The organism is Pseudomonas sp. s4 (genome assembly GCF_046764235.1).
In the GTDB taxonomy this organism is placed as follows: Bacteria; Pseudomonadota; Gammaproteobacteria; order Pseudomonadales; family Pseudomonadaceae; genus Aquipseudomonas; species Aquipseudomonas asiatica.
In genome coordinates this window covers 231,866-244,385 of record NZ_CP177209.1, presented here as the reverse complement: position 1 = coordinate 244,385, position 12,520 = coordinate 231,866, and the positions used below count along the sequence as shown (strand labels likewise).

At 61.2% G+C, this 12,520-nt stretch carries 13 protein-coding genes and 1 pseudogene; 1 reads left to right on the top strand and 13 read right to left on the bottom strand.

Going from position 1 to position 12,520, the window contains the following annotated elements; all coding sequences use genetic code 11:
* Positions 1 to 13: 13 nt before the first annotated feature.
* From ACK56M_RS01105 to ACK56M_RS01070, 8 genes are all read right to left on the bottom strand, one after another.
* Positions 14 to 298, bottom strand: coding sequence for a helix-turn-helix domain-containing protein (locus ACK56M_RS01105; protein ID WP_003260206.1), 285 nt, complete (start codon positions 296 to 298; stop codon positions 14 to 16).
* 13 nt (positions 299 to 311) lie between these two features.
* Positions 312 to 638: a type II toxin-antitoxin system RelE/ParE family toxin gene (locus tag ACK56M_RS01100; protein ID WP_411959218.1), complete on the bottom strand. Its 327-nt coding sequence runs from the start codon at positions 636 to 638 to the stop codon at positions 312 to 314.
* A 526-nt stretch (positions 639 to 1,164) separates the two neighbouring features.
* Positions 1,165 to 2,583: an efflux transporter outer membrane subunit gene (locus ACK56M_RS01095; RefSeq protein ID WP_015268531.1), complete on the bottom strand. Its 1,419-nt coding sequence runs from the start codon at positions 2,581 to 2,583 to the stop codon at positions 1,165 to 1,167.
* Positions 2,580 to 3,455, bottom strand: coding sequence for an HlyD family secretion protein (locus ACK56M_RS01090; RefSeq protein WP_010951565.1), 876 nt, complete (start codon positions 3,453 to 3,455; stop codon positions 2,580 to 2,582). The genes ACK56M_RS01095 and ACK56M_RS01090 overlap by 4 nt, the downstream gene beginning before the upstream one ends.
* Positions 3,452 to 3,664 (bottom strand): DUF1656 domain-containing protein, encoded by a 213-nt coding sequence (locus tag ACK56M_RS01085; protein ID WP_003255905.1) that lies wholly within the window; start codon positions 3,662 to 3,664, stop codon positions 3,452 to 3,454. The genes ACK56M_RS01090 and ACK56M_RS01085 overlap by 4 nt, the downstream gene beginning before the upstream one ends.
* Entirely contained in the window at positions 3,661 to 5,748 is a 2,088-nt protein-coding gene (locus ACK56M_RS01080) for an FUSC family protein (RefSeq protein WP_411959217.1), read from the bottom strand. The genes ACK56M_RS01085 and ACK56M_RS01080 overlap by 4 nt, the downstream gene beginning before the upstream one ends.
* On the bottom strand, positions 5,745 to 6,197 hold the full coding sequence (locus tag ACK56M_RS01075; protein ID WP_100413105.1) for a MarR family winged helix-turn-helix transcriptional regulator: 453 nt from the start codon (positions 6,195 to 6,197) through the stop codon (positions 5,745 to 5,747). The genes ACK56M_RS01080 and ACK56M_RS01075 overlap by 4 nt, the downstream gene beginning before the upstream one ends.
* 237 nt (positions 6,198 to 6,434) lie before the next feature.
* Complete coding sequence (locus tag ACK56M_RS01070; protein ID WP_100413106.1) at positions 6,435 to 7,229, bottom strand: tetratricopeptide repeat protein; 795 nt, start codon at positions 7,227 to 7,229, stop codon at positions 6,435 to 6,437.
* A 207-nt stretch (positions 7,230 to 7,436) separates the two neighbouring features.
* On the opposite strand from ACK56M_RS01070, the gene ACK56M_RS01065 reads away from it, so the two are divergent.
* A complete protein-coding gene (locus ACK56M_RS01065) occupies positions 7,437 to 8,000 on the top strand; it encodes a WYL domain-containing protein (protein ID WP_100413107.1) in 564 nt (187 codons plus the stop codon).
* A gap of 143 nt (positions 8,001 to 8,143) precedes the next feature.
* Here ACK56M_RS01065 and ACK56M_RS01060 read toward each other — a convergent pair whose 3' ends face one another.
* The 5 genes and pseudogenes from ACK56M_RS01060 to ACK56M_RS01040 form a co-directional block, all read right to left on the bottom strand.
* Positions 8,144 to 8,527 carry a hypothetical protein gene (locus ACK56M_RS01060; protein WP_411959216.1) on the bottom strand — a complete coding sequence of 128 codons (384 nt, stop codon included), beginning with the start codon at positions 8,525 to 8,527 and terminating at the stop codon, positions 8,144 to 8,146.
* Between the two features lie 635 nt (positions 8,528 to 9,162).
* Positions 9,163 to 9,522, bottom strand: a pseudogene (locus ACK56M_RS01055) (Hcp family type VI secretion system effector); the annotation flags it as partial.
* A gap of 224 nt (positions 9,523 to 9,746) precedes the next feature.
* A complete protein-coding gene (locus ACK56M_RS01050; RefSeq protein ID WP_015268522.1) occupies positions 9,747 to 10,610 on the bottom strand; it encodes an ABC transporter permease in 864 nt (287 codons plus the stop codon).
* 14 nt (positions 10,611 to 10,624) lie between these two features.
* Positions 10,625 to 11,488, bottom strand: a complete 864-nt coding sequence (locus tag ACK56M_RS01045) for an ABC transporter ATP-binding protein (protein ID WP_100414145.1) — start codon at positions 11,486 to 11,488, stop codon at positions 10,625 to 10,627.
* 6 nt (positions 11,489 to 11,494) lie between these two features.
* Positions 11,495 to 12,514, bottom strand: a complete 1,020-nt coding sequence (locus ACK56M_RS01040; protein ID WP_015268520.1) for an ABC transporter substrate-binding protein — start codon at positions 12,512 to 12,514, stop codon at positions 11,495 to 11,497.
* Between the last annotated feature and the right edge of the window lie 6 nt (positions 12,515 to 12,520).

Genomic DNA, 12,520 nt, shown 5'->3' with positions numbered 1-12,520 from the left:
TCCAGCCACCGATTCAGGCGAGCTTTTCCTTCACCGTGAAATCCACTTCCAGATCGGCATTGGCCAGCAGATTTACCAGGGCATCCAGGGAAAACTTGTCAATCTTCCCATTCAAAAGCTCACTCAAGCGCGGTTGAGTGACATGTAGCCGACGCGCCGCATCCTTCTGAGGTAGATCCCAGGCACGCACCGTCTTGACCAAAATACGCATCAACTGCGAGCGCAGCCGAAGGTTGTCGGCCTCTTCTGGCGTATCAGCCAACGCGTCCCATACAGATGCCGAGCGTTCATTCGCCATTGTTGATCACCTCTCAGTCCAGCGACTTGAAACGGGCTTTCGCCACATCAATATCGCGCTTATCCGTCTTTTCAGTTGTCTTGCGGAATGCATGCAGGACATAGACAGCCTCCGGGCGGTTCACAACATAGAACACGCGAAAAGCACCGTCTTTACACTTGATGCGGATCTCCCGCACACCCTGCCCCACATTCTCCATCGGCTTCCAGTCGGTAGGTTCTTCACCGGACTGGATCAAGTCCAGCTGATACCCAGCCCGCTGCCTCGCCGCTGGTGGAAACCTGCGCACATCATCCTTGCTGCCGCCTACCCATTCGATAGGCTTCTGACCGTCCCACATGCCGCATACCCCTTCGCCATCGCTCCAATCGCCAGCTGCGCTTGCGCCTCATGCCTCACCCGTGTGTTTGGTCATGCCGCTGCACCTTTCTGGCGTACATGGCAATGCACAGATTTCAGGAGCCTGCACACAAATTATATCGATACCGATATAACATCAAGCCTGTAAATGTCCTTTATCGACACCGAATAAACAGAAAGGAATGGGCAACAGAAGTGAGGCAACTCACCTGAAAAGGCGAGCCGAGGACATTAAACCTGGTGTGCTTCCCAGCCAAGACAGCACCTTCCGACAGGTGCTGTAGGATAATTCGACAGGGCGTCCGAACTGAAGCATTTGGTTTCTGGTTCGGAAATGTCTTACAGCTCTAGAACCTAGGCGAGGGCTTTGCCCTCAATCGCCGGCAAGCCACACACACATGGTCCGGACCAACTTCAAGGCATGCACAAGCTGGCTACCACAGGTGAACCACAGGCCTCAAAAGCGGTGGAGTACCTGTGGGAGCTGGCTTGCCGGCGATTTGGCCTCAAGGCTTGGCGGTGCCCTTCCAACCCCCACCCAACGCCAGGAACACACCGATCTGCCCCTGAGCCACTTGGCTATTGGCCGCTGCCAGCTGCGCGCGCATGTCGGTATAGGTACGCGTCGCCTGCAGGTCGGCCAGGAACGATTCACGCCCCGCCTGGTAATACCGGTGCGTCTGGTCCGCCGCTTCCTTGGCCGACTTCTCCGCCTCGGCCAGCGCGTCACGCCGGTCCAACAGGGCGCTGTACTGCGCCAGGCGGGTCTGGGTCTCGCGAATGGCGTTCAGCACTACCCCATCAAAATTCGCCAGGGCTGCCTGGGTCGAGGCTTCGGCCATGCGAATGCGGGCACGGGTGCCGTTGGTGGGGATGGTCCAGCTGATCTGCGGGCCAAAGCCCCAGCGGTTGGTCGCCGGCTCGCCAAGGTTCTCGAGGATACCAATGGTGCCAACCTGGGCGCCGATGCTGATGTCGGGGTACAGGGCGCCGGTAGCCACCCCAATGTAGGCAGTGGCAGCGGCCAGCTGCCGTTCGGCCTGGCGCACGTCTGGACGGCGCTTGAGCAGCGCCGCGCCATCGCCCACCGGCACCAGCTGGTTCAGGTGCGGCAGCTCGGCACAATCGGCAGTGCCGGCAGGCAGCTGATCGACCGGTTTGGCCAACAAGGCAGCCAGTGTGTACATGCCGGTCTCGCGCTCTGCCTTGAAGCGTGGCAGTTCGGCGCGCAAGGATTTGAACTGGGTCTGCGAGCGGGTGACCTGGGTTTCGTCGCCACGCCCGGCATCACGCAGGCGCTGGTTGAGCTTCACGCTCTGCTCCTGCAGGTCGAGCGACTCGCGGGCAATGTGGTATTCCTCGTTGGCCGAGCACACCTGGGTGTAGGCCTTGACCACATCCGCCACCAGGGTAATGCGGGCGGTATCGGCGGCGGCCTGCACTGCGTCGGCATTGGCCTTGGCCGCCTCGGTGCCACGCTTGAAAGTACCCCACAGGTCGAACTGGTACGAGGCACTGATGATGGCTTCGCCGATGTTGGCCACCGGCACTTTCTCTGGCAGCAGGAAGGCCTCGCCCGATTCCTGCAGGCGCTGGGCGCCAAGCTTGACGCCGCCGTTGAAGCCACCTTGCGACTCAGCCACTTCGACCTGGGCGCGCGCCTTGGCAATGTTGGCGGCAGCCACGCGCAGGTCGGTGTTGGCACTCAGGGCCTGGCGCACCAGCTCGTTCAGCCGTTGATCCTGATACAGCTGCCACCAGTCCTCAGGCACCGGTGCCGATACCACGCTGTCGGCATCCTGGCGCAGCGGGCCGTTGAGGTCGCTGCGTTGCACCGCCGCGTCCTTCGGCACCTCATAGTCGGGGCCGACCATCATGCAGGCCCCCAACGACAGGCACAGCCCCGCCAGGATCAGCTGTTTCATGGGCGCTGGCCCTCGATGATCGACACCGTGGCGGTTCGCCCGGCAATCATGCGGAAGTCTTGCGGCACTTCATCAAAGGCGATGCGCACCGGAATACGCTGAGCCAGGCGCACCCAGCTGAATGCCGGGTTGACGTTGGGCAACAGGTTGGCACCACTGCTGCGGTCACGGTCTTCGATGCCGGCGGCAAAGCTTTGCACATGGCCACGCAGGCGGGTGTTGTCGCCCATGACGCGAATGTCCACGGCATCGCCGATGTGGATACCGCCAAGCTTGGTTTCCTCGAAGTAGCCATCGACGTGGTACGAGGCGCTGTCGACCACCGACAGCACCGGGCGGCCGGCGGTGACGAATTCGTGATTACGCGGTGCTCGGTCGTTCAGGTAACCGTCCACCGGGCTGCGCACCACCGAGCGGTCGAGGTTGAGCTGGGCGGTATCGACGGCCACCTGCGCTTCGCTGACGGCGGAACGGGCACGGGCCTCGCGGGACTGGCTTTCTTCCAGCTGTTCGGCGGCCACCAGGTTGCCCAGCTTGCGGTTGCGCTGCGCTTCGCGGGAGGCCTGGGCCAGGGTTTCCTGGCGCTCACCCAGGGTCGCCTTGGCCTGGCGCAGGGCCAGGGTGAAGCGGTCCTGGTCGATGGTAAACAGCACATCGCCGCGCTTGACGGTCTGGTTGTCACGCACCTCGACCTTCTGGATCAGCCCGGACACGTCCGGGGCAATCTGGATCACGTCGGCGCGGATGTGGCCGTCGCGGGTCCAGGGGGCGAACATGTAGTACACCACCATCTGCCACACGAGCACGGCGGCGAAGGTCACTACCAGCAAGGTCAGGACCACACGGCCCAGGGTCAGCAAAGGTTTTTTCATGGCAGCATCAGGTTTCGGCAAAAGTGGTCCACCGCACCAAGCAGCACGGCATAAAGAGCAACGTTGAACAACGCCCGGTGCCAGACCAGGCGGTAGAAATGCAGGCGCACCAGCACCGCGTGCACCCCGAGGAACAGCAGGTAGGTGCCAAACATCATCACCAGCAGCGTGGGCAGGAATACCCCGCTGATATCCAGTTCACCAATCACAGGGGCGCTCCGTCGAGGCCGGGGGGCAGTTGCGGTTGTTCGGCTGGCTCGAGCATCACCTCCACGCCCGGCAGCAGCGCCAGGCGCAGGCCGCTCAGCGCGTGCAGCAGGTGGGTACGGGCATCGCCGCGCTCGTACAGCTCATCCAGGTTCAGCGCCAGGCGCGCGCGCTCCATGTTGCGCAGCAGCGCGGCCGGGGCGTGCAGGCGCTCGCCGGCGCGCAGGCAGGCGGCGTAGTGCGCGCCGACTTCCTCGACCACTGTGTTCAGGCGTTCACGAGCCTGCTGGCCGGCACGCGGCATATAGGCCAGCAGGTCGAGCAGGTTCAACCCCACGCGCAGGTCGCGCAGTGCCACCCCGCTGTCCTGGCCGGTTTGCGACAGACGCGGCAGATGCTGCATCAGGCGGTCTAGCATCTGCACGCCGACCTGGCGGTGCTCGGCCAGGGTGGCCGGCTCGGTCATTTCAACGATGTCGCGCCAGGCGAAGCGGGTCATGCGCTTTGCCGCCAGCTCCACACCGAACGGGCGCATCACCAAGGTCCAGATGAAGGCGAACAGCAGCCCCACGGGGCCGGCCAGGTTGGAATTGAGGAAGGTGAAGAAGTCAGCGTCGTAGGCACCCTGGATGCTGATGAAGGTCGAGGTGTTGACGATGGTCAGCAAGGTACCCAGGTAGAAGCGCGGCTGCACGGTCAGGGTGCCAACGCAGATGAATGGCACGGCGAAGGCCAGCACCAGCATCGGGAAGTCGTGCAGGTTGGGCAGCACCAGGAACAGGTACAGGCTGGAGAAGATGACCGACATCAGCGTCCAGAAGAAGAACCTGTAGATCTGCGGCGCCGGGTCGTCCATGGCGGCGAAGAAGCTGCACGACACGGCGGCGAGGATCACTGCGCTGGCGCCGTCGTTCCAGCCCAGGCCGATCCACAGGCCGCAGGCGACAACGATCGCCAGCACGGTTGAGGCCACCGAATACAGCATCAGGCCACGGTCGAAGAACGCCGTCAGGCGGCCCAGGCGCCAGTGGCGGTACACCGCGCGCCAGGGTTTGGAATCGTCGCTGCGCAGGGCATGTTGCAGGCTGCAGCAGTCCTGCCACAGGTCGGCCCATTCGGTCAGGCGGTACAGAGCGTTGGACAGTAGCAGTTCGGCGCGCTGGTCGAGGGCAGCGGCGCCCGGCTGCAGGCGCTCGATCTGTTCGTGCAGGGCGGTCCAGCGGGCGACCGAGGCGCTGTCGACAGTGCCCTTGAGCCATTCGCGGGCGGCATCGAGCAACGGTTGCAACTGGGCGAACTGTGCCGGGGCGCGGCCTTCGAGGGCGACCAAGGCGTCGTCGAGGGCATCGATCACGGGCAGCAGGTGGATCATGCGCCCGCGCAACTCGCGGGCATTCTTCAGGGTGTGCGGACCGGCACCTTCATGGCCGAGCTGGCCGATCATCAGCTCCAGCGAGTTGAAGGTGGCGACCATCGCCCCGCGCATGCCGCCAACCTGGTCTGCGCTGGCCTGGCGGGCCAGGTAGGTGTCGCTGTAGCGGATCGCTTCGATGAACCAGCTACCAGTGGCACCGACTACAACTGGCGCCAGCCGGCGTGGCCAGAAGATCGCTCCGACCACCGCCGCGCAGACGATCCCCAAGCAGATTTCCTGGGCGCGGGAAGACGCCACATCGAACACAGCAAGCGGGTTGTCGACCACCGCCAGGGCAATCATCGGCAAGGTGTAGCCGGCCAGCATCAGCACATAGTTGTTGGCGGTGCGCAGGTTCAGCGAAAGGAACAGCAAGGTGCCGGTCCACAGGGCGATGGCGATGCTCAGCAGCAACGGTGACTGCACCAGCGGTGGTACCAGGAAAATCGCCCCGCCAGCACCGAGCAGCGTGCCCACGGCACGGTACAGGGCCTTGGAGCTGGTGGGGCCAAGGAACGGGCTGGAGACGATGTACACCGTGGCCATGGCCCAATAGGGGCGCGGCAACTGCATGAGCAGGGCGATGTACAGGGCGATCATGGAGGCGGCAAAGGTACGCACGCCATAGAACCAGTCGCGGGCCGGGGGCACCGAGCTGAAGAAACCGCTCATGCTGTCCCGCCTGTGTTGCCCAGGCCGGCGGCTTCGAAGGCACGCAGCACGCGCAAGGCGGCTTCCAAATCGGCCTGGTCGATGCCATGCAGCACCTCGCGGCGCAGGCGCACCAGTTCGGCTTCGATGGACTCGGCCAACGTGCGGCCTGCGGCGGTCAGGCTCAGGGCCTTGGCGCGGCGGTCCAGCGGGTCCTCGCTGCGGCATACCAGGCCGGCCTTGCACAGTTGGTCGAGCAGGCGCACCAGCGACGGGCTTTCCAGGCCGGCGGCCTGGGCCACGGCCACCTGATGCACGCCGTCACCCAGGCGCACGATCATCAGCAACGGCACGGCACAAGCCTCGGAAATGCCGTAACCGGTCAGGGCGGTATGGCAGATACGCCGCCAATGGCGGGCGGCAACCACCATGCCGCTGCTGACTTGCAGGCGCAGGAGATCAAGGGACATGACAGGAACCAAGGATATTCATAGTTTGCTAACTATCAATATACGCCTTTGCCTCCCCCTTTCGTCAACCGGGGGTGACGGATAGCCTGGGTGAAATGTTGTTCATGCTTTTGTCTTACTGGCCCTTTCGCGGGCTTGCCCGCTCCCACAGGGACCTCCCTCACAGGACCTGAAGTTTGTGCAATTCCTGTGGGAGCGGGCGAGCCCGCGAAAGGGCCCGGACAAGCAGCAGCAAATTCAGGGCTGTATCTGGTCTTCCAGCTTCATGGTCAAGGCCAATGTACTGCCCATCTGCACCGCCCGGTCACGCCACTCCTGGTAGCGGCCCTCGTCACGGCTGCTGAAGTGTACCGCCAGCTCTTCGGCCGCCTGCACCACCCCCGCAGCTGCCGCCAGTTCCAGCCAGTACAGTGCGGCCTTGAGATCAACCTCCACGTACAGCCCGTGCATCAACCGGTAGCCCACCTCGAAACGGCAGCGTGCCTCGCCCTGCTCGGCCCCGCGCAGGAACCACTGGTAGGCCTGTACAAGATCTACCTGCCACTGCAGGCTGCCATCGCACACTTCTTCCTCGTACAGGTCACCCAGCGCAGCAGCGGCATGCAGCATGCCCCGCTCGAAAGCCTGCCGGTAGCACTCCGCCGCCTGTAGGTAAGAGGGTTCGATACCTTTGCCGAAGTAATGTTGCTGCCCAAGGTTGAACCACGCCGCGGCATTGCCTTGCAGGGCCGCCATGCGCAACAGGTGGCCGGCCAACACGGTGTCAGCACGCCAGTATTTGCCGTTGAGCCAGATCCAGCCAAGGTCGTTGAGCGCCGCCACGTTGCCTTGCAAGGCCTGGCGGCGCAGGTCGACGTAAACCGTCTGCAAGTCGCTGGCTTCGTCCAGGCGACTGACCAGCAGCGAGCGCTGGCTGGGCAACCCTATCCCGGCAAACAGTCGCTGTCGCCTCCCGACAGCGGCCGGTGGGGCAATGACCCGCTCGGGCAAAAGGCGGGCAAGCAGCGAATGGATATTGCTGGCAGCAGACATGTTCATCCTCATTGAACGACACACAACCCCAACCTTCGGCTGTGATGAGGCGTGATTCTGCGTGACGTAACGTCAAAACCTGTCGCGAACGATTCGGCACCAGGCAACCAAATGCGACTTCCTTGATCTGAGCAGGCTGTGGCCAATTGCCATGACCCACGCCTGCCGCCATCCTATTGCGGCAAGCCTAGACAAGGACGTTATCTTTTGCCGTTCGCCACCACTCGCGCCACCCTCAGCCGACAGTGGGCGCTGCTGCGCCAGTTGCCCAGCCGTTCCCCTGGCATTACCAGCGCCGAATTGGTCTGGCGCCTGCGTGACGTGGGCTTCACCGTCAGCAAACGCACTGTCGAGCGTGATCTCAATGAGCTGTCGCTGATATTTCCGCTGGAGCGCAATGACAAGAGCATTCCGTTTGGCTGGCACTGGTCGGCGAGCGTTGCTGGCGAGTTGCGTGGGAATTTCGATCTGCAGGGTTTTTTGCGCGGTGGTTCGCTGCAGCCGGCGCAAGGTGAAGGGGTCGAGCTACAGGCCTGGGTCAGCGACCTGCTGGCTCGACAGTTGCGCGAAGCGCCGTTGAGTGTCGATATGCAGCTGACAGCGCTGGAGCATGGCCATCGGCTGCGGGCCACCGTGGAAGATGGCTGGGGGTTGCGCTGGTGGGTGCTGAGCCAGGGAGCAGGCGTGGTGATCGAGCAGCCCAGCCAGCTACGCATGGAGATTGCCAGGACACTCGTTGAAGCGGCTGCACAGTATCAGGATGGCCATTGAGCTTAAGGCTCACCCACCAGCAAGTCTCGATTTCCCATGGCTAAGAACCTGGCCTGCAATTGCGAGATGAAAGTAGAGCACAAGCCGCTTATAGCAAAGTGGCACTTTACCCCTCCAATTAATAATAAATTAAGCCGATAGAATCAACTGGGCAAGCTTAAAAGCTTCAGAACATTATGGGCAACAACAAAAATAACCGTAGAAGTCATTAGCCCTCCCCACGAAACTAGAATTTTAATTTTCAGATCCTTTGGAAAGCGCAATATTTCGGAAGCATCCGCAACACCTTTGCTAACAAAGACACCGGGCATCATAAGCATATTTTCGGCCAGACAGATGCGCAACACTCTACCTAGCAAACCCGCTGATGAGAAACTTAACCGATTATCTCGTACATAACTGCATCCCGACAGGTTCGATTCAACCAAATCAAGATATCGGCAGGCTAGGTAAATCATAATACCCACACTGATCATTATCCAGAATAACAACATGGACATTCCTATTACTTCAGCTGTCGATTTCATTCAATCCTCTTTCCACACACTCGCCTCCCAAGCTGGTCAAACCAACAACCGTGTTGCTCCCATCTTCCCGGCAAGCTTCCTCAGACAAGGCGAAATTGAGCACCGCGTATCACACTGCAGCCTGCGCGCTTCCTCCAAACACTTTCTTAAAAAGACCCGAGCGCGAGGAATGCGACTGAAGAAATACACATTGTGCACCACGTTACTATAAGCAGTCTTTTCATACGCGCCGGAAAGTTCTGCAGTTGCGCCTCGTCAACCAATCCCTTGCGAGCAAATAGGTATGGCGCGCTCAGAAGTGTTGATATGGTACAGATACGCATAATTTTACCGAGGATGCCCGCATGCAAATAAAGCCTCCTATTCCCCGATACAAAATCACTTTTCCATAGCAGCCCTTCAATCCTATCAAGATATCTTATGGCGATATATATCTGCACTAAAAGCGCGACTATGCCCAAGAAGAAAAAACAAATCGCAACCACATTCATCTCAAATGAGCTCATGGCTTAATGCTCTCGTAGAGAATTTCCCCAAGCCACTCACCACCCTCTTTACCATTTTCACCACCAATCTTTCCACCTACGGCTCCACCGACCACCGCGCACGCTAATGCACCGGCCCCTCCACTAGGTAGGTACGCCGGCATGCGCGCTTTGTGCGTAGTCGGCGATGATCACTTCTTCGAGCACCACTTCGTAGTACTTGAGTTTATCGCCGCCAGCGCGGCAAACGACCAGCCTCACCTCTTTCAGGTGCTGCCCGGCGCAACTGGCTTCGAGCAGTTTGCAACTGGCGTTGTCCAGGTACTTGGTGAAGGTGAGGTTGCTCAGGGTGGTACGCCCGGAAGTGGCGCCGCCTGCGGAACTGGCGGTGGCGGAGGCGCTTTGGCTGCTGCCGAACGTGTAGCCGAGGATTTCGATCCAGTTACTGTACTGCTCGTCCTTTGCTTCGCCAGCGATTTCCGCGATTTGAATATAAGCGTCGAAAGCCATGGTTACTGTTCCTTGTAAACAATTGAGCGGAACAGGCTAGGCACGGAAAAACTCCAACGCAATCATTCTGCGGAGATCGATGCTAAATTAGGAATTTTCTTACAATTTATGCGACAAGTCGGCTTGAAAACATTTGAAAGTGTTTCAGGGTTACGCCATTTGGGCCGACAACATTAGCCCGATCACCGGCAAGCCGGCGATCGGGCCAACCAAGCACATGCGCGTCAGCGCTGCATCCCCCAGCGGCGAACGGTCAACCGCTCCAGCGTGTTGAACACCAGCCCCTCCACCAGTAAACCGATCAGGATCACCACCGCCAACCCGGCAAACACCTTGTCGGTGTACAGCTCGTTGCGGTTCTGGAAGATGTACCAGCCCAACCCGCCTTTGCCACTGCTGGCGCCGAACACCAGCTCGGCAGCGATCAGTGTTCGCCAGGCGAATGCCCAGCCGATCTTCAGCCCCGACAGGATCGACGGCAGCGCCGCCGGGACAAGGATATGCAGTACCAGCCGCAGCCCTTTCAGGCCGTAGTTGCGCCCGGCCATGCGCAAGGTTTCCGACACGCCTAGGAAGCCCGCATAGGTGTTCAGCGCCAGCGCCCAGAGCACCGAGTGCACCAGCACAAAGATCAGGCTGTTGTCGCCCAGCCCGAACCACAACAAGGCCAGCGGCAACAGAGCAATCGCCGGCAACGGGTTGAACATCGAAGTCAGAGTGCCCAGCAGATCGCGCCCAAGCTGGGTCGACACCGCCAAGCTGGTGAGGCCGAAGGCCAGGATGATCCCCAGCAGGTAACCCTTGAGCAGAATCACCAGCGACACGCCAACCTTGGCCGGCAACTCACCGCTGACCATGCCGTCCCACAACGCCGTGGCCGTCTGCAGGAAGGTCGGTAGCAGCAGATCGTTGCCCTGATAGCGGGCAATGGCCTCCCACAGTACGGCGATCACCAGCAGGATGACCGCCTTGCGCAACCAGCCGTGCTGCCACAGGCGCTGAGCCAATGGCAGGTTGCGTTCCACAGGCACACTGAGCAAAGGCTCCAGCTGCACCTCGTATTCCTGGCGTACAGGTGTAGTGGTCATGGCTGAAGCTCCTGTCAGTAGGCGATACGGATATCGTTGAAACCAAGATCGTCGGGCTGTTCGGGGGCATCCGCCTCATCGAACAGCAAACGATGGATGCGCCGGGCACTGGCCTGGAAGTCGCTACCACCCAGGCTGCCCAAGTCGTACTGGTGGCTGTGCACTTCGGCCCGCACCCGCCCCGGGTGGGGCGACAGCAGCAGGATGCGGTTGCCGACCACCAGCGCTTCTTCGATGGAGTGGGTAACGAACAGCAGGGTAAAACGCACCTCCTCCCATAGCAGCAGCAGTTCTTCCTGCATCTTGCGCCGGGTCAGCGCATCAAGTGCCGCGAACGGTTCGTCCATCAGCAGGATCTTCGGCTGAGTGGCCAAGGCCCGGGCAATCGCCACGCGCGCCTTCATACCGCCCGACAGGGTGTGTGGGTAGGCATCGGCGAAGGCGGCCAGGCCGACTTTTTCCAGGTAGTGCAGTGCCCGCTCCTCGGCCTCGGCGCGTTTCAGCTGGCCCGACACCAGCAGAGGGAACATGACGTTCTGTTTCACCGTCTTCCATGGCGGCAGCTGGTCGAACTCCTGGAACACCACGATGCGGTCGGGGCCCGGACCGCTGACTGGCTGACCTTGCAGCAGAATCTGCCCCTCCTGGGGCGAGATAAACCCGGCCACGGCCTTGAGCAAGGTGGACTTGCCGCAGCCGGAGGGGCCGAGCAGCACGAAGCGGTCGGCACGGTCGACTTCGAAGCTGACCTGATGGGTGGCCCGCACCACGCGTTGCGAGGTGCGGTATTCGAGGCTGAGGTTATTCACCTTGAGCAAAGGCGGCGTTGCGACACGGCTCAGGTTGCTGGCCGTGTGGCCTGGCAATGGGGCGGTCATGATCGGTCAGCTCCCCTGCAGCGGGCGTTCATCCTGGAAGAAGTAGTCCTTCCACGATTCCGGCTTGTGCTTGATGGCGCCTACCCGATAGAGGAAGTCGGCCAACTTGTAGGTGTTCTTTGGCGTGACGGTGAATTCGTACTGCGGGTTGTCGATCAGCCTGATCAACGTGTCGCGGTCGATCTTGGCCTTGGTCACGCGGATGTAGGTGTCGGCGGCAGCCGCCTTGTCCTTCTGGGCGAAGTCCGCGGCTTCGGCCAGCGCATCAACGAAGGCCTTGTAAGTCTTGGGGTTGTCCTTGCGGAATTTTTCAGTGGCGAACAGCAAGGTCGGCGAGTTGGGGCCGAGCAGGTCGTAGCTGTTGAGTACAACGTGCACGTTCTTGTTGGCGAGCACCTGGTCCTGGAACGGCGGGTTGGAGAAGTGTCCGTTGAGTTCGGTGCCGCCGGCCAGCAGCGCGGCAGTGGCATCCGGGTGCGGCACGGCCAGGGTGTACTTGTCGAGGCGGTTGTATTCCTTGTCGCCCCATTGCTGGGCGGCGGCGTACTGCAGGAAGCGCGACTGCACCGAAACGCCTACCGCCGGTACGGCGATGCGGTCCTTGTCGGAGATGTCGGCAATGGTCTTCACATTGGGGTTGCTGCTGACCAGGTAGTACGGGAAGTTGCCCAGCGAGGCCACGGCCTTGACGTTCTGTCGGCCCTTGGTACGGTCCCACACGGTCAACAGCGGGCCGACGCCGGCACCGGCGATGTCCACCGAACCGGACAGCAGTGCGTCGTTGATAGCCGAACCACCCGACAGCTGGGCCCAATCGACTTCGATGTCGATGCCCTGCTCCTTGCCATGTTTTTCGATCAGATGCTGGTCACGCACTACGTTCAGCAGCAGGTAGACGATACCGAACTGTTCGGCGATGCGAATCTTGCCTTCTGCTTGCGCCGTGGCGGGGGCCGCCAGGCTGCCGACGACAAGGCTTGCGCCCAGGCCGATGCTTGCCGCCAGGCGGCTGATGGATTTACGCATGATGGG

Coding starts and splice junctions, on each gene's coding strand:
- ACK56M_RS01090 (WP_010951565.1), bottom strand. CDS start 3,455: ATGAAAAAACCTTTGCTGACCCTGGGCCGTGTGGTCCTGACCTTGCTG.
- ACK56M_RS01105 (WP_003260206.1), bottom strand. CDS start 298: ATGGCGAATGAACGCTCGGCATCTGTATGGGACGCGTTGGCTGATACG.
- ACK56M_RS01060 (WP_411959216.1), bottom strand. CDS start 8,527: ATGAAATCGACAGCTGAAGTAATAGGAATGTCCATGTTGTTATTCTGG.
- ACK56M_RS01100 (WP_411959218.1), bottom strand. CDS start 638: ATGTGGGACGGTCAGAAGCCTATCGAATGGGTAGGCGGCAGCAAGGAT.
- ACK56M_RS01080 (WP_411959217.1), bottom strand. CDS start 5,748: ATGAGCGGTTTCTTCAGCTCGGTGCCCCCGGCCCGCGACTGGTTCTAT.
- ACK56M_RS01040 (WP_015268520.1), bottom strand. CDS start 12,514: ATGCGTAAATCCATCAGCCGCCTGGCGGCAAGCATCGGCCTGGGCGCA.
- ACK56M_RS01070 (WP_100413106.1), bottom strand. CDS start 7,229: ATGTCTGCTGCCAGCAATATCCATTCGCTGCTTGCCCGCCTTTTGCCC.
- ACK56M_RS01045 (WP_100414145.1), bottom strand. CDS start 11,488: ATGACCGCCCCATTGCCAGGCCACACGGCCAGCAACCTGAGCCGTGTC.
- ACK56M_RS01075 (WP_100413105.1), bottom strand. CDS start 6,197: ATGTCCCTTGATCTCCTGCGCCTGCAAGTCAGCAGCGGCATGGTGGTT.
- ACK56M_RS01095 (WP_015268531.1), bottom strand. CDS start 2,583: ATGAAACAGCTGATCCTGGCGGGGCTGTGCCTGTCGTTGGGGGCCTGC.
- ACK56M_RS01050 (WP_015268522.1), bottom strand. CDS start 10,610: ATGACCACTACACCTGTACGCCAGGAATACGAGGTGCAGCTGGAGCCT.